This window comes from Streptomyces sp. 840.1, assembly GCF_003751445.1.
In the GTDB taxonomy this organism is placed as follows: domain Bacteria; phylum Actinomycetota; class Actinomycetes; order Streptomycetales; family Streptomycetaceae; genus Streptomyces.
This window is the reverse complement of the sequence record NZ_RJUU01000001.1, coordinates 425,636-445,675: the sequence shown is the minus strand read 5'-3', so window position 1 is coordinate 445,675 and position 20,040 is coordinate 425,636. Positions and strand designations below refer to the sequence as shown.

General features: G+C 69.9%; 19 protein-coding genes. 11 read left to right on the top strand and 8 right to left on the bottom strand.

All coding sequences use genetic code 11. The features are described from left to right. The first annotated feature begins 61 nt into the window (after positions 1–61). The 5 genes from atpA to EDD93_RS01920 all read left to right on the top strand — a co-directional run bounded on the left by atpA (position 62) and on the right by EDD93_RS01920 (position 5,064). A complete protein-coding gene (gene atpA, locus EDD93_RS01940; protein ID WP_123523511.1) occupies positions 62–1,633 on the top strand; it encodes a F0F1 ATP synthase subunit alpha in 1,572 nt (523 codons plus the stop codon). A 3-nt stretch (positions 1,634–1,636) separates the two neighbouring features. Continuing rightward, positions 1,637–2,551, top strand: coding sequence for a F0F1 ATP synthase subunit gamma (locus EDD93_RS01935; RefSeq protein ID WP_123523510.1), 915 nt, complete (start codon positions 1,637–1,639; stop codon positions 2,549–2,551). Beyond that, the gene (gene atpD / locus EDD93_RS01930) at positions 2,551–3,993 is read left to right on the top strand and encodes a F0F1 ATP synthase subunit beta (protein WP_123523509.1); all 1,443 of its coding nucleotides are present in this window, start codon (positions 2,551–2,553) and stop codon (positions 3,991–3,993) included. The genes EDD93_RS01935 and atpD overlap by 1 nt, the downstream gene beginning before the upstream one ends. A 109-nt stretch (positions 3,994–4,102) precedes the next feature. Next, complete coding sequence (locus tag EDD93_RS01925; RefSeq protein WP_123523508.1) at positions 4,103–4,477, top strand: F0F1 ATP synthase subunit epsilon; 375 nt, start codon at positions 4,103–4,105, stop codon at positions 4,475–4,477. Between the two features lie 140 nt (positions 4,478–4,617). Next, entirely contained in the window at positions 4,618–5,064 is a 447-nt protein-coding gene (locus tag EDD93_RS01920) for a DUF2550 domain-containing protein (protein ID WP_037777657.1), read from the top strand. Positions 5,065–5,226: 162 nt separating this feature from the next. Here the strand turns inward: EDD93_RS01920 and EDD93_RS01915 are convergent, their stop codons facing one another. From EDD93_RS01915 to EDD93_RS01905, 3 genes are all read right to left on the bottom strand, one after another. Beyond that, entirely contained in the window at positions 5,227–7,104 is a 1,878-nt protein-coding gene (locus tag EDD93_RS01915) for a glycoside hydrolase family 18 chitinase (RefSeq protein WP_123523507.1), read from the bottom strand. Positions 7,105–7,283: 179 nt separating this feature from the next. Beyond that, positions 7,284–7,931, bottom strand: a complete 648-nt coding sequence (locus tag EDD93_RS01910) for a response regulator transcription factor (RefSeq protein ID WP_123523506.1) — start codon at positions 7,929–7,931, stop codon at positions 7,284–7,286. After that, entirely contained in the window at positions 7,928–9,124 is a 1,197-nt protein-coding gene (locus tag EDD93_RS01905; protein WP_260255589.1) for a sensor histidine kinase, read from the bottom strand. The genes EDD93_RS01910 and EDD93_RS01905 overlap by 4 nt, the downstream gene beginning before the upstream one ends. 152 nt (positions 9,125–9,276) lie before the next feature. Here EDD93_RS01905 and EDD93_RS01900 point away from each other — a divergent pair, with 152 nt between their 5' ends. Beyond that, entirely contained in the window at positions 9,277–9,846 is a 570-nt protein-coding gene (locus EDD93_RS01900) for a hypothetical protein (protein ID WP_123523504.1), read from the top strand. Between the two features lie 53 nt (positions 9,847–9,899). On the opposite strand, the gene EDD93_RS01895 is transcribed toward EDD93_RS01900, so the two are convergent. The 3 genes from EDD93_RS01895 to EDD93_RS01885 are packed head-to-tail and all read right to left on the bottom strand — an operon-like array spanning position 9,900 to position 12,069. Continuing rightward, positions 9,900–10,472: a cob(I)yrinic acid a,c-diamide adenosyltransferase gene (locus tag EDD93_RS01895; protein ID WP_123523503.1), complete on the bottom strand. Its 573-nt coding sequence runs from the start codon at positions 10,470–10,472 to the stop codon at positions 9,900–9,902. Between the two features lie 13 nt (positions 10,473–10,485). Next, the gene (locus EDD93_RS01890; RefSeq protein WP_123523502.1) at positions 10,486–11,235 is read right to left on the bottom strand and encodes an ABC transporter permease; all 750 of its coding nucleotides are present in this window, start codon (positions 11,233–11,235) and stop codon (positions 10,486–10,488) included. Positions 11,236–11,289: 54 nt separating this feature from the next. Continuing rightward, entirely contained in the window at positions 11,290–12,069 is a 780-nt protein-coding gene (locus tag EDD93_RS01885; RefSeq protein WP_123523501.1) for an ABC transporter ATP-binding protein, read from the bottom strand. Between the two features lie 83 nt (positions 12,070–12,152). Here EDD93_RS01885 and EDD93_RS01880 point away from each other — a divergent pair, with 83 nt between their 5' ends. The 4 genes from EDD93_RS01880 (at position 12,153) to EDD93_RS01865 (ending at position 17,081) form a co-directional block, all read left to right on the top strand. Beyond that, positions 12,153–12,794: a TetR/AcrR family transcriptional regulator gene (locus tag EDD93_RS01880; RefSeq protein WP_123523500.1), complete on the top strand. Its 642-nt coding sequence runs from the start codon at positions 12,153–12,155 to the stop codon at positions 12,792–12,794. A gap of 129 nt (positions 12,795–12,923) precedes the next feature. Continuing rightward, positions 12,924–13,772: a 3-hydroxyacyl-CoA dehydrogenase family protein gene (locus tag EDD93_RS01875; protein ID WP_123523499.1), complete on the top strand. Its 849-nt coding sequence runs from the start codon at positions 12,924–12,926 to the stop codon at positions 13,770–13,772. 260 nt (positions 13,773–14,032) lie between these two features. After that, positions 14,033–14,356 (top strand): STAS domain-containing protein, encoded by a 324-nt coding sequence (locus tag EDD93_RS01870; protein ID WP_018102617.1) that lies wholly within the window; start codon positions 14,033–14,035, stop codon positions 14,354–14,356. Positions 14,357–14,597: 241 nt separating this feature from the next. Then, positions 14,598–17,081: an ATP-binding protein gene (locus tag EDD93_RS01865; RefSeq protein ID WP_123523498.1), complete on the top strand. Its 2,484-nt coding sequence runs from the start codon at positions 14,598–14,600 to the stop codon at positions 17,079–17,081. 312 nt (positions 17,082–17,393) lie between these two features. On the opposite strand, the gene nucS is transcribed toward EDD93_RS01865, so the two are convergent. Beyond that, on the bottom strand, positions 17,394–18,065 hold the full coding sequence (gene nucS / locus EDD93_RS01855; RefSeq protein WP_123523497.1) for an endonuclease NucS: 672 nt from the start codon (positions 18,063–18,065) through the stop codon (positions 17,394–17,396). Between the two features lie 263 nt (positions 18,066–18,328). Here nucS and EDD93_RS01850 point away from each other — a divergent pair, with 263 nt between their 5' ends. After that, positions 18,329–18,721: an SCO5389 family protein gene (locus EDD93_RS01850; protein WP_024490852.1), complete on the top strand. Its 393-nt coding sequence runs from the start codon at positions 18,329–18,331 to the stop codon at positions 18,719–18,721. Between the two features lie 90 nt (positions 18,722–18,811). Here EDD93_RS01850 and EDD93_RS01845 read toward each other — a convergent pair whose 3' ends face one another. Then, a complete protein-coding gene (locus EDD93_RS01845) occupies positions 18,812–19,855 on the bottom strand; it encodes an LLM class flavin-dependent oxidoreductase (RefSeq protein WP_123523496.1) in 1,044 nt (347 codons plus the stop codon). Between the last annotated feature and the right edge of the window lie 185 nt (positions 19,856–20,040).

The window sequence follows — 20,040 nt, the reverse complement described above, 5'->3', positions numbered from 1 at the left end:
GGGTCGGCCCCCAGACCCCCTTAAGAAACTTCGGGCCCAACAAGGAGAGCAGGGAACCCAGATGGCGGAGCTCACGATCCGGCCGGAGGAGATCCGGGATGCGCTGGAGAACTTTGTCCAGTCGTACAAGCCGGACGCGGCCTCGCGCGAGGAGGTCGGTACGGTCAGCGTTGCCGGCGACGGCATCGCGAAGGTGGAGGGCCTGCCCTCCGCCATGGCGAACGAGCTGCTGAAGTTCGAGGACGGCACCCTCGGTCTCGCCCTCAACCTCGAGGAGCGCGAGATCGGTGCGATCGTCCTCGGCGAGTTCAGCGGGATCGAGGAGGGCCAGCCGGTGCAGCGCACCGGTGAGGTGCTCTCCGTCGGCGTCGGCGAGGGATACCTCGGCCGCGTCGTCGACCCGCTCGGCAACCCGATCGACGGTCTCGGCGAGATCGCGACCGACGGCCGCCGCGCCCTCGAGCTGCAGGCCCCTGGCGTCATGGTCCGTAAGTCGGTGCACGAGCCGATGCAGACCGGCTACAAGGCCGTCGACGCCATGGTGCCGATCGGCCGCGGCCAGCGTCAGCTGATCATCGGCGACCGTCAGACGGGTAAGACCGCGCTGGCCGTCGACACGATCATCAACCAGCGTGACAACTGGCGTTCGGGCGACGTGAACAAGCAGGTGCGCTGCATCTACGTCGCCATCGGTCAGAAGGGCTCCACCATCGCCTCCGTGCGCGGTGCCCTCGAAGAGGCCGGCGCGCTGGAGTACACGACCATCGTCGCCGCCCCGGCGTCCGACCCGGCCGGCTTCAAGTACCTGGCGCCGTACACCGGTTCGGCCATCGGCCAGCACTGGATGTACGCGGGCAAGCACGTCCTGATCATCTTCGACGACCTTTCGAAGCAGGCCGACGCGTACCGCGCCGTATCGCTTCTGCTGCGCCGTCCGCCGGGCCGCGAGGCCTACCCGGGCGACGTCTTCTACCTCCACTCGCGTCTGCTGGAGCGCTGCGCCAAGCTCTCCGACGACATGGGTGCCGGTTCGATGACGGGCCTCCCGATCGTCGAGACCAAGGCGAACGACGTGTCGGCGTTCATTCCGACCAACGTCATCTCCATCACCGACGGCCAGTGCTTCCTGGAGTCCGACCTGTTCAACGCCGGCCAGCGTCCGGCTCTGAACGTCGGTATCTCGGTCTCGCGTGTCGGTGGCTCCGCCCAGCACAAGGCCATGAAGCAGGTCTCCGGCCGGCTCCGCGTGGACCTCGCCCAGTACCGCGAGCTGGAGGCGTTCGCCGCCTTCGGTTCCGACCTGGACGCGGCCTCGAAGGCCTCGCTGGAGCGCGGTAAGCGCATGGTCGAGCTGCTGAAGCAGCCGCAGTACGCCCCGATCCCGGTCGAGGAGCAGGTCGTCTCGGTCTGGGCCGGCACCACGGGCAAGATGGACGACGTCCCGGTCGAGGACATCCGTCGCTTCGAGAGCGAGCTGCTGGAGTACCTGCGCCGCGAGCGCAAGGAGCTCCTGACCAGCATCGTCGAGGGCGGCAAGATGTCCGACGACACGCTGCAGTCGATCGCCGACGCGGTCGCCGCCTTCAAGCAGCAGTTCGAGACCTCGGACGGCAAGCTTCTGGGCGAGGGCTGATCGATGGGCGCTCAGCTTCGCGTTTACAAGCGCCGCATCCGCTCCGTCACCGCCACGAAGAAGATCACCAAGGCGATGGAGATGATCGCCGCCTCGCGCATCGTCAAGGCGCAGCGCAAGGTGGCGGCCTCGATGCCGTATGCCACCGAGCTGAACCGTGCGGTCACCGCGGTGGCGACCGGATCCACCACCAAGCACCCGCTGACCACCGAGGCCGAGACTCCGGCACGGGCCGCGATCCTGCTCGTCACGAGCGACCGCGGTCTGGCCGGCGGTTACTCCTCCAACGCCATCAAGGCCGCGGAGCAGCTGACCGAGCGGCTGCGCGGTGAGGGCAAGGAGGTCGACACGTACGTGATCGGCCGCAAGGGTGTCGCCTACTACAACTTCCGCGAGCGCAAGATCGCGGAGTCGTGGACCGGCTTCACCGACAGCCCGACGTACGCGGATGCGAAGCGGGCGGCCGCCCCGATGATCGAGGCGGTCACCAAGGAGACCGCCGAGGGCGGTGTGGACGAGCTGCACATCGTCTTCACCGAGTTCGTCTCGATGATGACGCAGAACCCGGTGGACAACCGGATGCTGCCGCTCAGCCTCGACCTCACGAAGGACACGGACGGCCAGGGAGAGATCCTGCCGCTGTTCGACTTCGAGCCGTCGGCGGAGGACGTCCTGGACGCCCTGCTCCCGCGGTACGTCGAGAGCCGGATCTACAACGCGCTGCTGCAGGCCGCTGCTTCCGAGCACGCTGCCCGCCGCCGCGCGATGAAGTCGGCCACCGACAACGCCGGGGAGCTCGTCAAGAGCCTCTCCCGGCTTGCCAACGCGGCCCGCCAGGCCGAAATCACCCAGGAAATCAGCGAGATCGTCGGTGGTGCCAGTGCGCTGGCCGACGCGACCGCGGGGAGTGACAAGTAATGACGACCACAGTTGAGACGGCCGTTGCCACGGGCCGCGTCGCCCGGGTCATCGGCCCGGTCGTCGACGTGGAGTTCCCCGTCGACGCGATGCCGGAGATCTACAACGCGCTGACCGTCGAGGTGGCCGACCCGGCCGAGGACGGCAAGATCAAGAAGCTGACGCTCGAGGTCGCCCAGCACCTCGGCGACGGTGTGATCCGCGCCATCTCGATGCAGCCCACCGACGGTCTGGTCCGCCAGGCCCCGGTGACCGACACGGGCGCCGGCATCACGGTGCCGGTCGGCGAGATGACCAAGGGCAAGGTGTTCAACACCCTTGGTGAGATCCTGAACAAGCCCGAGGCCGAGGCCGAGGTCACCGAGCGCTGGCCGATCCACCGCAAGGCCCCGGCCTTCGACCAGCTCGAGTCCAAGACCGAGATGTTCGAGACCGGCGTCAAGGTCATCGACCTTCTCACCCCGTACGTCAAGGGTGGAAAGATCGGTCTGTTCGGTGGTGCCGGTGTCGGCAAGACCGTGCTGATCCAGGAAATGATCTACCGCGTCGCCAACAACCACGACGGTGTGTCGGTGTTCGCGGGCGTCGGTGAGCGTACCCGTGAGGGCAACGACCTCATCGAGGAGATGGCCGAGTCCGGCGTCATCGACAAGACGGCGCTTGTCTTCGGACAGATGGACGAGCCGCCGGGCACGCGTCTGCGCGTCGCCCTCGCCGGTCTGACCATGGCGGAGTACTTCCGCGATGTGATGAAGCAGGACGTGCTCTTCTTCATCGACAACATCTTCCGGTACACCCAGGCCGGCTCCGAGGTGTCCACCCTGCTCGGCCGTATGCCGTCCGCGGTGGGTTACCAGCCGAACCTGGCCGACGAGATGGGTCTCCTCCAGGAGCGCATCACCTCGACCCGCGGTCACTCGATCACCTCGATGCAGGCGATCTACGTCCCCGCGGACGACCTGACCGACCCGGCTCCGGCCACCACCTTCGCCCACCTCGACGCGACGACGGTTCTCTCCCGTCCGATCTCCGAGAAGGGCATCTACCCGGCCGTGGACCCGCTGGACTCCACGTCCCGGATCCTGGACCCGCGCTACATCGCGAAGGACCACTACGACACCGCCATGCGGGTCAAGGGAATCCTTCAGAAGTACAAGGACCTCCAGGACATCATCGCCATTCTCGGAATGGACGAGCTCGGCGAGGAGGACAAGCTCACCGTCTTCCGCGCCCGTCGCATCGAGCGCTTCCTGTCGCAGAACACCCACGTCGCCAAGCAGTTCACCGGCGTGGACGGTTCGGACGTTCCGCTCGACGAGTCGATCGCCGCGTTCAACTCGATCGCCGACGGTGAGTACGACCACTTCCCCGAGCAGGCGTTCTTCATGTGCGGTGGCATTGAGGACCTCAAGGCCAACGCCAAGGAGCTCGGCGTCTCCTGAGCCTCCGGCTCACCGAGGGGGGCGGGTGCGTCCCGTCCCCCTCACCACGCCCCGTAGAATTGACCCAACACCCGGCATGACCGCCGGGTGGTGACCCGAGGAGCCACCCTTGGCTGCTGAGCTGCACGTCGAGCTGGTCGCGGCGGACCGTAGTGTCTGGTCCGGCGAGGCCACCCTGGTCGTCGCGCGCACCACGTCCGGCGACATCGGCGTCATGCCCGGTCACCAGCCGCTTCTGGGTGTGCTGGAATCGGGCCCGGTGACGATCCGTACGAGCGATGGCTCCACTGTCATCGCCGCGGTGCACGGCGGTTTCATCTCGTTCGCGGACAACAAGCTCTCGCTGCTGGCGGAGATCGCCGAGCTGGCGGACGAGATCGATGTCGAGCGCGCGGAGCGTGCGCTGGAACGTGCGAAGTCGGACACGGACGGCGCCGCCGAGCGTCGCGCCGATGTGCGACTGCGTGCGGTGGCGGCGCCCTAACCGCCCCGCGAAATGTCTTTACCCTCAGCCGCGGCCCGAGCTGGAGACCTCTCCAGACCGTGTCGCGGCTGAGGCGATGCAGGTGCAGTTGAAGTTCGGGCGGTATCCGTTTACTCGATGACGCGAGGAGGTCGGTGGAGATGTTCCTCGCGCTGTGGGTGGGCGGGCTGGTCGTCGCACTGGTCGCGGTTGGTCTCTTCGTCTTCGGTCTGCGCCGGCGGCTGATTCAGCGCTCCGGCGGGACCTTCGACTGCAGCCTGCGCTGGAATGTGCCGGTGGAGCCGGATCTCTCGGGCAAGGGCTGGGTGTACGGCGTCGCCCGGTACAGCGGCGACAAGGTGAACTGGTTCCGGGTCTTCAGCTACTCCCCGCGTCCGCGCCGGGTGCTGGAGCGGTCCGCCATCGAGGTGGTCGCCCGCCGGATGCCGGAGGGCGAGGAGGAGCTCGCGCTGCTCTCCGACGCCATCGTGCTCGGCTGTCTCCACCGGGAGACCCGCCTGGAGCTGGCGATGAGCGAGGACGCGCTGACCGGTTTCCTCGCCTGGCTGGAGGCGGCGCCTCCCGGCCAGCGGGTCAACGTGGCGTAGACCGGCAGGCCCGCCGGAAAGGGGCACCTCCCGGACGAATTCCGGGGGCGGGTGCACGTGGCTCAGGAGCCACCCATACGAAAACCGGGGAGACAGGGGGCGGACCTGTCTCCCCGGTGCTTTTCGGGGGTTACGCGATGAGTGGTGCGGCGGTGGGGACTACTACTTCAGACCGCTGTTCATCGCGCTCACGAGTTCACCGTTGCTGGTGTCGCCGCTGAACTCCCAGAAGAACGCGCCTCCCAGGCCCTGGTTCTTCGCCCAGGCCATCTTGGACGTGATGGTGGCCGGGGTGTCGTAGCTCCACCAGTTGGTGCCGCAGTGCGCGTAGGCGGTGCCCGCGACGGTGCCGGTGGTGGGGCAGCTGTTCTTGAGGACCTTGTAGTCCTCGATGCCCGCCTCGTAGGTGCCGGGCGCGGCGCCGGTGGCGGTGCCGCCGGGCGCGTCCTGGGTGACACCGGTCCAGCCCCGGCCGTAGAAGCCGATGCCGAGCAGCAGCTTGGAGGCGGGGACGCCCTGGGCCTTCAGCTTGGCGATGGCCTCGGAGGAGCTGAAGCCGGCCTTCGGGATGCCGGTGTACGGGGTGAGCGGGGAGTGCGGAGCCGTCGGGCCCTTCGCGTCCCAGGCGCCGAAGAAGTCGTACGTCATCACGTTGTACCAGTTCAGCGACTGTGCGGCGCCCGCGTAGTCGGCGACGTCGATCTTGCCGCCGTCGGAGCCGTCGGCCGTGATGGCGGCGGTCACCAGGTTGTTGCTGCCGAACTTGGTCCGCAGCGCGGAGGTGAGCGACTTCAGCGCGGCCGGGCCGCTGGTGTCACAGGTCAGACCGCAGGCGTTGGGGTACTCCCAGTCGATGTCGATGCCGTCGAAGACATCGGCCCAGCGGGGGTCCTCCACCAGGTCGTAGCAGGACTGGGCGAAGGCGGCCGGGTTCTGGGCCGCCTGGCCGAAGCCGCCGGACCAGGTCCATCCGCCGAACGACCAGAGGACCTTGATGTTCGGGTACTTCGCCTTGAGCTTGCGCAGCTGGTTGAAGCTGCCGCGCAGGGGCTGGTCCCAGGTGTCGGCGACGCCGTCGACCGACTGGTCGGCGGTGTACGCCTTGTCGTAGTCGGCGTAGGAGTCACCGATGGTGCATTTGCCGCCGGTCACGTTGCCGAAGGCGTAGTTGATGTGGGTGATCTTCGCGGCCGAGCCGGAGGTGTCCAGGTTCTTCACGTGGTAGTTGCGCCCGTAGACGCCCCACTCCGCGAAGTAGCCGAGGTTGACCTTGGAGCCGGTGCCGGGGTCGGTGCCGCCGCCTCCGGTCGTGTGCACCTTGACCGCGCCGCTGGCCGGACCGGTCTGGTCGGCGGTGTCGCGGGCCTGCACGGTGTACGAGTAGTCGGTGCCCGCGGTGAGGCCGGTGTTGGTGTACGTGGTGCCGGTGACCGTGGCGACGACCGCGCCGTCCCGCAGGACGTCGTAGTTCTTGATGCCGTGGTCGTCGGTGGCCGCGCTCCAGCTCAGCTTCGCGGAGGTGTTGGTGACGCCGCTCGCGGTGGGGGTGCCGGGGGCGGAGGGGGCGTTGTCGCCGGGGACGCTGCCGCCGTCGCAGGAGGCGCCGTTCAGCTTGCAGCCGCTGGCGGCGCCGGAACCGGAGCCGGTGCCGTTGAAGCCGAAGGAGACGCTGGCGCCCGGAGCGACCGAGCCGTTCCAGCCGAGGTTCTTGGCGGTCCAGTGGTTCCCGGAGCTGGTGACGGTGGCGTCCCAGGCGGAGCCGACACCGGTGCCGGCGGGGAAGTCCCACTCGATGGTCCAGGAGCTGAGGGCGGTGGTGCCGGTGTTCTTCACCGTCCACTGGCCCTCGAAGCCGCTGCCCCAGTCGGACTTCTTCACATAGGTGGCGGTCGCCGAGGTCGCGGCTTCGGCCGGGGAGGCCATGCCGACCATCGCGGCGAGCGGGAGGAGCAGTGCGGTGAGGCCCGCGACGGCTCGTGATCTGGTGGCTTTCCCGGCCCCGAGTCTGAATCGGGTCCGGCGGGGGGTCTCAGTGCTCAACGGTGCTCCTGGGGTGAGGTCCAGACAAACGGGGGTGGTCCGTGGACTGCAAACCCTGCGCCGCCCTGAGCGCGCCTTGTCATGGCGTACTCACCGCAGTGTGTCCGGTGAGATTAGGAAGGTCTGGACCAATCGTCAAGAGGTCCAGACCAAAGATCGGAATCGGGCCGAAGTAAACGTCAGATGCCCAACTCCTGCGCCAGTACCGCCGCCTGGACCCGGCTGCGCAGCTCCAGCTTCCCCAGCAACCTGCTGACGTGCGTCTTCACCGTCGCCTCCGCCATCGAAAGGCGCACCGCGACCTCGGCGTTCGACAACCCCTCACCGAGACACCCCAGCACCTCGCGCTCGCGCCGGGTGAGGGAGTCCAGCACCGCCCGGTCGGCGGCCCTCGGCGGCGCGGTGGTGGAACCGGCGAACTCCGCGATCAGCCGGCGCGTCACCGCCGGGGCGATCAGCCCCTCGCCGCGCGCCACCGTGCGCACCGCTTCGAGCAGCCCGCGCGCCTCGGTGTCCTTCAGCAGGAAGCCCGACGCCCCGGCCCGCAGCGCGCCGAACACGTAACTGTCCAGATCGAAGGTGGTCAGCACCAGCACGTCCGCCAGGCCCTCCGACACCACCTGCCGCGTCGCCGACACCCCGTCCAGCCTGGGCATCTGGATGTCCATCAGCACCAGGTCGGGGCGCAGTTCACGGGCCAGCCGCACCGCCGCCTCCCCGTCACCGGCCTCCCCGACGACCTCGATGTCCGGTGCGCTGCCCAGGATGAGCACCAGCCCCGCACGCACCGCCGACTGGTCCTCGGCCACCAGAACCCGGATCGTCATGTCCTCACGCTTCCTTCCCCGACGGGCAGTTCGGCCCGTACACGCCAGATCTTCGGTCCGCTCCCGGCGGATACCGGCCCCGCCTCGAACTCCCCGCCGAGCAGCGCCACCCGCTCCCGCATCCCGACCAGCCCGGCCCCCGAACCGGGTGCGCGCGGACCGGGCCGGCTGCCGAGCGCGCTGGTGACCTCCACCGTCAGCCGCTGCCCCGGCTGCCCGAGGCGGACCGTGACCGGACCGGGCCCGGCGTGCTTGAGCGCGTTGGTGAGGGACTCCTGCACGATGCGGTACGCGGCCAGTTCGACCGGCGCGGGCAGCGGGCCGGGTCCGGTGCGCGAATCCTCCAGCACGCAGGTCAGCCCGCTGGACGCGGCGTTCGTCCGGTGCTGCTCGACCAGGGCGTCCAGTGAGCCGAGCGTGGGCGAGGTGAGGGGGCCGGGATCCGCCGCGCCGGTGCGCAGCAGCCCGATCAGACGGCGCATTTCGGCCAGACCGTCGACGCTGTTCTCCCGGATGACCCCCAGGGCGTTCCGGGAGGTCTCCGGCTCGTCGATGGAGAGCGCGGCGGTGGAGTGGATGGCGATCGCGGAGAGGTGGTTGGCGACCAGGTCGTGCAGTTCGCGCGCCATCCGGGCCCGTTCGGCGGTCACCGCCTGCACCCGGTCCATCTCGGCCAGCAGAGCCGTCTGATCGGCGCGCAGCCGTTCGGTCTCGGCGGCCTCGCGGTGGTTGCGCACGCTGACCCCGGTCAGGGCGGGCACGAACGAGACCAGTCCGGTGACGATGCCGATGAGCAGCGCCTCGGCGGTGCGGAACCAGGCCAGGAACCCGATCGTGACGGCGACGGTGATCAGGAGCGTGGTCACCGGGATGCGGCGGGCGGCCGCCGGGGTGCCGTACAGCACGGCGGCGTACATGACGTCGGTGTACAGCAGCACGGTCGCCAGGTTCCCCGGCGTGAACTGGTCCAGGACCAGCGCGAGAGTGCCGATGACCAGGGCGGTCTGCGGTGCGGTCCGGCGCAGCAGCGCCAGCGACGACATCACGGCGAGCGGGACCAGCTCGCTGCCGGACGCGTCCAGCGGCCGGCCGTTCTGCATGTGCAGGCCGAGCAGCCACAGCACCACTCCGCCGAGCAGACCGGTGACCGCGATGAGGAGGTCGTCGCGGTGGGGGCGGAGGTGGATGAGCACCCTTCCATCCAACACGGCGGGCGGTGCCGGGACGTCGGTACGGGGAGTGAGCCGCGAGTACATCGAAGTATGCAGCGGCGGTTCGTCACTCCGGGCGACGACCTGGCCCGCCGGGGCGGGGACGCTGGAGGCAAGAGACAAGGAGCCGGACCGTGATCGTCACACTGATCGTCCTCTGCGAGATCGCCTTCTGGGTACTGCTGGCCGCGGGACTCGCCCTGCGCTACGTGGCGAGGAAGCCGCGGCTCGGTGGCGCGGTGCTGCTGTGCGAACCGCTGCTGGAGGTGATCCTGCTGGTGGTGACCGCCGTCGACCTGAAGAACGGCGCCGAGCCGGACTGGAAGCACGGCCTCGCCGCCGTGTACATCGGCTTCACGGTGGGCCTCGGCCACTCCACGATCCGATGGGTCGACGCCCGGGTCGCCCACCGCTTCGCGGGCGGACCGCCGCCGGTGAAGCCGCCGAAGTACGGGAAGGCGCGGGCGGTGCACGAGTGGCGGGTGGCCGGGCGGTGGACGGTGGCCGCGGTGACGGCGCTGGCGCTGCTCCAGGCGGCGGTCTGGTACGTGGGAGGCGACGGGGACGTGGTGTCGCTGCGGTCCTGGCAGCAGACGATGCTGTTCGTGATCGGGATCAACCTGCTGATCGCGCTGAGCTACACGCTGTTCCCGAAACGGGACCCGGAGCGCGCCCCGGAGAAGGTGCAGGGCCCGCCCGGCTGAGGCGCTCTACCGCGCGGCCGGACGGGCTCCGGGGATACCGGAGGGGCTTGGGCCTACCGCTCGCCGCCCGGCACCCACAGCACGTCCCCGACCTCCTTGTTCGCCACCCGGGCGAGGATGAACAGCAGGTCGGAGAGCCGGTTGAGATACGTCGCCGTCAGGGCGTTCATCGCCTCGCCGTGCACCTCGAACGCCGCCCAGGTGGACCGTTCCGCGCGCCGGACCACCGTGCAGGCCTGGTGGAGCAGGGCCGCTCCCGGGGTGCCGCCCGGCAGGATGAAGCTGCGGAGCTTCTCCACCTGCTCCAGGAAGTGGTCGCAGTCCGCCTCCAGCTTGTCGATGTAGAACTGCTCCACCCGCAGCGGCGGGTACTCCGGTTCCTCGACGACCGGTGTCGAGAGGTCGGCGCCCACGTCGAACAGGTCGTTCTGCACGCGGACGAGGACCTTCACGATGTCGTCGGTCAGCTGCCCGAGTGCGATCGCCGTGCCGATGACCGCGTTGGCCTCGTTGGCGTCGGCGTACGCGGAGATCCGCAGATCGGTCTTGGCGGTCCGGCTCATGTCTCCGAGGGCGGTGGTGCCCCGGTCGCCGGTGCGGGTGTAGATGCGTGTCAGGTTGACCATGCGGTCAGCGTAGTTACGCACCGGTCCTGCGGAACACACGTGTGCCCGTTGTCACGGCGATGGCGGCGAAGCCGAGGGCGACCAGTACCCCGTAGAGCATGTGCGCGGTGGCGTACGAGCCGGTGTACGCGTCCCGTACCGCGTCCACGAGATAGCGGAACGGCGTGAGGTGGGAGAGCACGTCCAGCCACGCCGGCCCCAGCGTCATCGGCAGCATCAGGCCGGAGAGCAGCATGGCCGGCATGGTGAGCGAGTTGATCACCGGGCCGAACTCCTGCGGCGTGGCCACCTTCATCGCCAGGGCGTACGAGAGCGAGGCCAGCGAGACCGTCAGCAGGCCGACGAACGCGAAGCCGATCAGTACGCCGGGCAGCGGTGCGCGCAGCCCCATCGCCACGGCGGCGAGCACCAGCAGCACCGCCTGGAACATGAACAGCAGGGCGTCCCGCAGGACCCGGCCCAGCAGCAGCGCCATCCGGCTGACCGGGGTGACGCGCATCCGTTCCACGACTCCGGTCGACTTGTCGATGATGATGGCGAAGCCGGCGAACGAGGCGCCGAACAGGCCGAGCTGGAGCAGCAGGCCGGGGACCAGGATCTGCCAGGAGTCACCGGACCGGCCGAGCGGCAGCCCGGTCAGCAGCGGGCCGAAGAAGAGCAGGTAGAGCAGTGGCATGAGGATGCCGAAGAGGATCTGGAACTTCGAGCGAAGGGTCTGGCGGGCGTACCGCCCGAAGACGAGCGCGGTGTCGTGGAGAAGCATCGGGTTCGGTTCCTCGATTTCGGTCCTGGACTTCGGTTCCTGGACTGTCGGTTCTCAAACGGCGACGGGTGCGGTGTCGGCGGCCGGGGCGCGGCCGGTGATCGCGAGGAAGGCCTCCTGGAGCGAGGCGTCGGGGGAGTCCGCGTACCGGGTCTTCAGTTCGGCCGGCGTGCCCTGGGCCGCCACCAGGCCGCCGTCGATCACGACCAGCCGGTCGGCGAGGGCGTCCGCCTCGTCGAGGTAGTGGGTGGTGAGCACGACGGTGGTGCCGTGCTCGTCGCGCAGCCGCCGCACCAGGTTCCACAGGTCGGTGCGGCTGCCCGGGTCGAGGCCGGTCGTCGGCTCGTCGAGGAAGAGCAGCGGCGGGCGGTGGGTGAGCCCCATCGCGATGTCGAGCCGTCGGCGCTGGCCCCCGGAGAGCGAGGCCGTCCTGCGGTCGAGCAGCTCCGCCAGGCCCAGCTCCCCGGCCAGCTCATCGGCGCGGGCGGTCGCCCCGGCCTTGCCGAGCCGGTACATCCGGCCCTGGGTGACCAGCTCCTCCCGCACCGTGATGTGCGGGTCGACGCCGCCGGACTGGGCGACGTACCCGCAGTTCTCCCGTACGCCCGCCGGGTCCGCGACCAGGTCGTGGCCGGCGACGGTGGCGGCGCCGCCGGTCGGGGCGAGCAGCGTGGTGAGCATGCGCAGGGTCGTTGTCTTGCCCGCTCCGTTGGGGCCGAGCAGGCCGACGATCTCGCCGGCCGCGACCGTCAGGTCGACGGAGCGCACGGCCCGCACCGGACCGGCCTTGGTGTCGAAGGTCCGGGCGAGCCCGGCCGTACTGATGATTGGCATAGCGACTACAAAAACAGAGTCAAATGAAAAATTGCAATGACACCAAAAATTCATGAACCCCAGAGAGGTCATAGGGTGGGGGCATGGCTGAGGGACTCAGGGAGCGCAAGAAGCGCCGGACCAGACAGCACCTCTCGGACGTGGCCACCGGTCTCTTCCTCGACCGGGGCTTCGACGAGGTCACCATCGCGGAGGTCGCCCGCGCCGCCGACGTCTCGGTGAACACGGTCTACAACTACTTCCCGGCCAAGGAGGACCTCTTCCTGGACCGCAGCCGGGGCATCGTCGACCGCCTCTCGCGGTACGTCCGAGGCCGGGACCGGGGCGAGTCCGCCGCCGACGCCGTCCTGCGCGAACTGCGCATCCAGGTGGAGAGCGTCTCGCCCACCGTCGGCCTGATGGAGGGGTACGAACGCTTCATGCGGGTCATCGAGGGCGCCGACAGCCTCAAGGCCCGCCTCTGGCACGTGCAGCAGGAGGCCCTGCTGCATCTGGAGACGACGCTCCTGGAGGAGTGCGGCGCGGAGCCCGGGGACCGGACCCCGGTCCTGGTGGCCGGTCAGCTCTCCTGGGTGCACAGCACGCTCATGGCGTACATCGGACGCGAGATGGTGGCGGGCCGCCCGGCCGCCGAGGTGTCCAGGGACGCCCTCGTCCTGCTCGACGACATCGAGGACCTGCTGGGCGAAAAGGTGCTCAACTACGCCCGGCGCACCGCCGAATGACGCATCCCGGTGTGATGTCCGTCATTTGAGACGTGACGCGCATCTCTTCGCCGCCCCAGCGCCCCTCACGGGGACTAACCTCCGCCGGAGAGCATGGAACAGGAACCGTATGGAAGCAGGGGTGTCAACGTGGCCAGGAAGCTCGCCGTCGTCGGAGCCGGACTCATGGGGTCCGGCATCGCGCAGGTCTCCGCCCAGGCGGGCTGGGACGTCGTGCTGCGCGATGTCACCGACGCGGCACTGAACCGGGGCCGTGACGGCATCAGCGCTTCCTACGACAAGTTCGTCTCCAAGGGCAAGCTCGCGGCCGCCGACGCCGAGGCCGCGCTCGCCCGCATCACCACGACCACCGATCTCGACGCGGTCGCCGACGCGGACGTCGTCGTCGAGGCGGTCTTCGAGAAGCTGGAGGTGAAGCACGAGATCTTCCGGGCCCTCGACAAGATCGTCCGGGACGACACCGTGCTCGCCTCCAACACCTCCGCCATCCCGATCACCAAGATCGCGGCCGTGACGGAGCGCCCGGAGCGCGTCGTCGGTGTGCACTTCTTCTCGCCGGTCCCGATGATGCAGCTCTGCGAGCTCGTACGCGGCTACAAGACGAGCGACGAAACCCTGGCCACCGCACGCGAGTTCGCCGAGTCGGTCGGCAAGACCTGCATCGTGGTCAACCGCGACGTGGCCGGCTTCGTCACCACCCGGCTGATCTCGGCGCTGGTCGTCGAGGCCGCCAAGCTGTACGAGTCGGGCGTCGCCTCGGCCGAGGACATCGACATCGCCTGCAAGCTCGGTTTCGGCCACGCCATGGGCCCGCTCGCCACCGCGGACCTGACCGGCGTCGACATCCTGCTGCACGCCACCGGCAACATCTACACCGAGTCCCAGGACGAGAAGTTCGCCGCTCCGGAGCTGATGCGCCGGATGGTCGATGCAGGTGACATCGGCCGCAAGAGCGGGCAGGGTTTTTACACCTACTGATCGTTTCTGGTCCTCCGGTGTCTGATTTGCCGTCAATCAGGCCCGCAGGACCAGGGGGTCGCCCCCCGCGATCATCGGATCCGTACAAGCCACGCATCGGATCCACCTCGGATCCACGGCGGACCCGGTTCACTCCACGGAGTGAATTCGGTATCGGTTCGCTTACAGACGGCAACTTCCCTGTCGCTGCCGCAGTCAGTTGGGGCAGAGACAGTTTCAGACAGACGGACCTTGCTACGGGGCATCCAAGGGGAGCGCATATGCACATCAGGGGCGACCACGCCGAGCTGGTCGTCGGGGGCCGCCTCGACGTCCGAAGCGCGGCGGACGCCCGTACGGTCCTGCACTCGGCGCTCGACGACGGAGTCGGCGATCTGGTGCTGGACCTGACCGAGCTGGATTCATGGGATGCCACCGGACTCGGTGTCATCATGGGCGCGCACAGACGGGCCGGACGGGCCGGCCGGCGGCTGGTGCTCCGCGGGGTGCCGCCGCAGATGCAACGACTTCTGGTCGCCACCAGACTGCACCGCATCCTGGCCATCGAGGGCGGAATCGCGGCGGAGTCCCTGCCGCGCGTCTGAGGAACCCGGCGGCGGCGGACGCCCGGCCACACCCCCGGGCCGATCCCGCACAATCCTCACGAGACCGTGATCTGTCGGGCGGCACGGCACCCCGGATGTTCGTAGATACTGTGCGAAGGTTTAGGGTTCGGCCGTCTGCCGATTGACGGACCCACCTGGCTGACACCGGACCGGAAGCAACAGCTGGACGTGCGAGGCCGGGAGGGACAACCGCGCTCGACGCGTCTTGGGGGCTTTGGCGATGGACCCGACACACCGGGGGCCGGAAGAGTACGGCCACGACAGCGAAGGCTCCGCGCAGGACGCCGGCCGCCGGCGGCCCTCACGCGATCCGCTGACGCCTGATTTCGGTCAGCAAACACCGCAACAGGCACGTATCGTCCAGCTCATATCGGGCGGCCTTCTGCTCACGGTCAACCCGGTCGACGGCAGCGAGGTCGAACCGGTCCGGCCGGGCGAGCACCCCGACGAGCCGGTCCGGCGCACCTCCGCCGAGCGCACCGACCGCGAACGCGCCGCCGCGCCCCCCGTGCCGCCCGGACCCCCCGTCCCGCAGCTGCCCCTCCTGGAGCGCGACGGCGAACGCGAGCGGCTGGTACGCCTGCTGGCCCGCGGACGCTCGGTACGGCTCACCGGACCGGCCGGATCCGGCCGAACCGCGCTCCTGGACGCGGTCGCCGCGGACTGCGCGCAACTCGCACCGGACGGAGTCGTCCGGCTCAACGGCCACAAGCGGACCGTCACCGACCTGCTGCACGGCCTCTTCGACGCCGTCCACGACGCACCGCTGCACCGCCCGGACCGCACGCTCCTGCTGGAGAAGCTCCGCACCACCGGCGCCGTCGTCGTCCTGGACGACCTGGAGTTCGGCGGCGCCGCGCTGGACGAACTGTTCGACGCGACGCCCGAATGCGCCTTCCTGCTCGCCGCGACGCCCGACGTCGCCGCGCCGGACGCCGACTCCCACCTCGAAGAGGTCTTCCTCACCGGGCTCGACCGCGACGCCTCGGTCGTCCTGATGGAACGGGTGGTCGAACGGCCGCTCACCGAGGAGGAGGCCAACTGGGCGGGCGACCTCTGGTTCGAGTCCGAGGGACTCCCGCTGCGCTTCGTCCAGGCGGGCGCCCTGCTGCGCCAGCGCGACCTGCTGCGCGCCGACCCCACCGCCTACGACGAGTACGGCTACCTCGACAGCCGGCCCGCCGAGGCACCGCTGCCCGCCGAGCCCCTCGATGTGCCGCTGCCCAGCCTCGGGGAGGGCGCCGCCCCCGCCGCGCTGCTCGCCTCACGGCTGAGCGGCGCCGCGCGCGACACCCTGCGCTTCGCGGTCGCGCTGGGCGGCGAGGTGCCGCACCAGGCGCATCTGCCGGCCCTCGTGGGGGACACCCACGCCGATGCCGCGCTCGGAGAGCTGGCCGGCTGCGGACTGCTCTCCCCGGCCGGTTCCCGCTACCGGCTGGCCGCCGGGGTGCTCGCCCAGCTGGCGGCCGCCGGATACGGGGACGAGGCCACGGGCCTGGCCCGTACGGCCGCCCAGCACTACGCCTGGTGGGCCGGTCACCCCTCGGTCACCCCCGCACGCGCGGTCGCCGAGGCCGACGCGATCGTCGCGGCCATGACCCAGCTGGTGCCGGGGGACGGCGCCGGACAGACCAGCGTCGCCGTGCTGCTGGCCCGCAGCGCCTCGCCCGCCTTCGCGGCGGGTCTGCACTGGAGCGCCTGGGAGAAGGCCCTGCGGATCGGCCAGGAAGCCGCGCGGATCGCCGGTGAGGTGGCCGAGGAGGCCTACTTCCACCACGAGCTGGGCGTACTCGCCCTCTGCACCGGCAATCCGGACCGGGCCAGGGCCGAGCTGGAGACCTCCATCAGCATGCGTGGGGCGCTCGCCGACAAGCCGGGTGCAGTGGCCGGTCGCCGGGCGCTCGCTCTGGTCGACGACCTGGCCGGCGCCGCGGTGGTGGGGCAGGGCCCGGCGGACGAGGAGACGGCGGCGAGCCGCTTCGAGGCGTCGCCATCCGGCCCGACGTCCGTCATACCGGTCACCATGCGGGCGCCGTACGCGGACGAGACCACCGTCCTGCCCCGGCAGACTGCTCCGAAGAGCCCCGGCAGCGGGTCGGCCGGGCGCTTCGCGGTGCTGGGCGGGGCGCGTCGCAACCTGGTCGCCGCAGGCGCGGGTGTGCTGCTGGCCGGGGTGCTCGGCACGGTGGTGACGCTCGGTCTGACGTCGAACAGCGATCCGCAGGACGACCCCGGCGTCTCGACCGAGCAGTCGGTGAGCGAGGGCGACGACAGCGAGAACGAGGTCCCGGCCGAGGAGCCGACGGACCGGACGGCTCCGTCCGTCCCGGCGACCGGCTCCACCTCGTCGACACCCGGGCCGACGGGCACCGGGTCCGCGCCGGCCGGGGGCGGGGGTTCGTCCCCGGGGTCGAGTGCCCCGCCGGACACCACCCCGTCGTCCCCGGGGAAGCCGTCGAGCGACAGGCCGAGCCCGACGGACACGTCGTCCGAGCCGACCGAGCCGTCGGAGTCCGAGTCGGAGTCGCCGTCGGCGAGCGAGACGCCGACCACGCCGCCGCCGGCGAGCGAGTCGCCGTCGCCCACGGACACCGCGACGGACGAGCCGAGTGAGTCCGACTCGTCGGCGAGCGGGCCCTCGGGGGCGATGAGCGCGAGTGCGGAGGAGTCGGGGGAGCCGTCGGGGAGCCCGTCGGTGCTCTGAGCGGTGCCTTGAGCGGGGGTGCGGGCGCCTGGGCCGGGCGCCTTGTCCTCAATCGCCGGACGGGCTTGGAATGCTGCCTGTCCGGCGGGTTCCGGTCTTCGGGATGAGATGGTGTTCTCGATCGCCGGACGGGCTTGAAGTGCTGCCTGTCCGGCGGGTTCGGGTCTCCGGGACGAGGCGGTGTTCTCGATCGCCGGACGGGCTTGAAGTGCTGCCTGTCCGGCGGGTTCGGGTCTCCGGGACGAGGCGGTGTTCTCGATCGCCGGACGGGCTTGAAATGCCGCCCGTCCGGCGGGTTCCGGTCTCCAGGGGTCAGAACAGCCGGAGTTTGTCGTCCTCGATGCCGCGCATCGCGTTGTAGTCGAGGACCACACAGCCGATTCCCCGGTCCGTCGCCAGCACGCGGGCCTGGGGCTTGATCTCCTGGGCGGCGAAGATGCCCTTCACCGGGGCGAGATGCGGATCGCGGTTGAGCAGCTCCAGATAGCGGGTCAGCTGCTCCACGCCGTCGATGTCGCCACGTCGCTTGAGCTCGACGGCCACGGTCTGGCCGTCGGCGTCGCGGCACAGGATGTCGACCGGGCCGATGGCGGTGAAGTACTCGCGGCGGATCAGGGTGTAGCCCTCGCCGAGGGTCTCGATCCGGTCAGCGAGCAGTTCCTGCAGGTGCGCTTCCACGCCGTCCTTGATCAGGCCCGGATCGACGCCCAGTTCGTGGGACGAGTCGTGGAGGATTTCCTCCATCGTGATGATCAGTTTTTCGCCCGCCTTGTTCACCACGGTCCAGACGCCCTCGGTGTCGTCGGCGCCCTCCTTCAGGGTGCAGGGCGGTGACATCCAGTTGAGCGGTTTGTACGCCCTGTCGTCGGCGTGGATCGACACGCTCCCGTCCGCCTTCACCAGGATCAGACGGGGAGCGGAGGGCAGGTGGGCCGTGAGCCGGCCCGCGTAGTCCACGGAGCAGCGGGCGATGACGAGACGCATGGTGGGCAACGCTACTCGACGACCGGCGGTCGACGCGATTCACCCACCCGTCACTCCGCCCTCGCCCGTACCTGACCGAATCTGGCTTGTCCGTCTTTGAACCCCTTCGTTATTGGCCGGTTGTGTTCCCAATCTCCTGGTGCGGCCCGGACTGCGCCCTTACCGTGGATGCAGGAGGTCGCCGTCTGTGCACGCTGCGTCGCCGTCCTCCTTCCCTGCCCGTAAGGCCCCGGCCCTCCGTCGGGGTCGCGAGAGGAGAACCCATGTCGCTCGACGTCTCACCGGCGCTGTTGGAACAGGCCGAGCGAGGCGAGGTCGACGAAGCCGACTTCGTCGACTGCGTCCGGACCTCCCTGCCCTTCGCGTGGGAGATGATCAGCTCGCTGGTGGCTCAGCTGAAGGTCGACGGCGGGGAGTTCGCCGACAACCAGACGCCGCCGCCCAGCGAGCAGGCACGCGGCCAGCTGCTGCGTGCACTCGCAAGTGATGCGATTCGCGGCGCGCTGCAGCGGCACTTCGGGGTGCGTCTGGCATTCCAGAACTGCCACCGCGTCGCGGTGTTCCCGTTGGACGCCTCGGTCGACGACCGGCTGGCCAAGTTCACCTCGGTGAGGGGCCAGTTGCTCAACCAGTCGCCCGAACTACGGGACTGCTGAACGACTCTGCTGCCGTCCCGGGCCGCGGGAGGTGCGACTGGTCCGGGGCGGCAGCTCCCCCTCTTACGACGGAAGAGCGTATTCCGGCGGTCATTTCAGGAGCGGCAGCACCTCGGTGCCCAGCCGCGCTACGTTCTCCTCCGTGGCCACCAGATCTCCCGAACCCTCGACCAGGAGCGCGAAGCGGGTGATACCCGTGCGCTCAGCCGTGGCCGCGAGCCGGTCCGCGGCGAGCCGGGGCGGGCCCACCGGGTGAATGCCGCACAGCATCTCCGTATAGCCGACCGGGTCCCGCATCACCCGGTGCCGGCCGTCGACCGTGACATGGGCGTCGAGGCCCTGGCGCAGCCAGCCGGGCATCGCCTTCACCAGGGTCTCGGTGGCGTCCTCGGTGCGGTCCGCGATCTGGGCCACCCCGGCCGACACGTGCCCGGCCCGCCGCACGCTCTCCGGCGAGCGGCCCGCGGCCAGCGCGGCGGTCCGCCAGAGGCCGACCATCTCGGCCTTCTCCTCGTCCCCGCAGTGCATCCCGAGCAGCATCGGCAGGCCGTTCTCGGCCGCGAGCCGCACGCTCTTGGGCGAGGTGCACGCGACGACCACCTCGGGGCCGCCGGGGTTCTCGCCGCTCTCCGGGTCGAACAGCTCGTCGGCGCGGGGCACCACCGCCACCTCGGGGAAGCCGTAACGCTCCCCACGGCCCGCCACACGCGGTTCGCGCAGCCAGTCGAGCAACAGCCCCAGGGACTCCGGGAAGCCCGTCTCGTAGGCCTCCAGGCCGCCGCCGAACACCTCCAGGTCGATCCAGGGGCCGCCCCGGCCGACGCCGAGGACGAACCGGCCGCCGCTGGTGAGGTGGAGCAGTGCGGCCTGCTCGCCGAGCGCGACCGGATGCTGTGTCGGCAGCACGCTGACCGCGGTGCCCACCCGGATCCTGCGGGTGCGGCCGAGCAGCAGCGCGGCCAGTGTCACCGCGGACGGGCAGACCCCGTACGGCACGAAATGATGTTCTGCCAGCCAGACCGAGTCGAGTCCGGATTCCTCCGCGACCTCGGCGGACCGGATCGCGCGATGCAGCGCTTCCCCCGGCCCCTGCCCCGGGAACTGGGCTGCCAGTACGAACGTTCCCACACGCATCGCCTAATGCCTCCTTGCGGCCGACGCGGCTCTCCCCTGCTGGCAACAACGTCTGACACGTGCCAAAGGCACGGTCGGGCATGAAGTTGTTGCGATTTTCCGGTAACCCGTCCCGCCCCGGGTCCGGAGCCGCGCGGTGCGGTACATATGCCCCGGCCGAATGGCCCTACGCTGGACGGGAACTG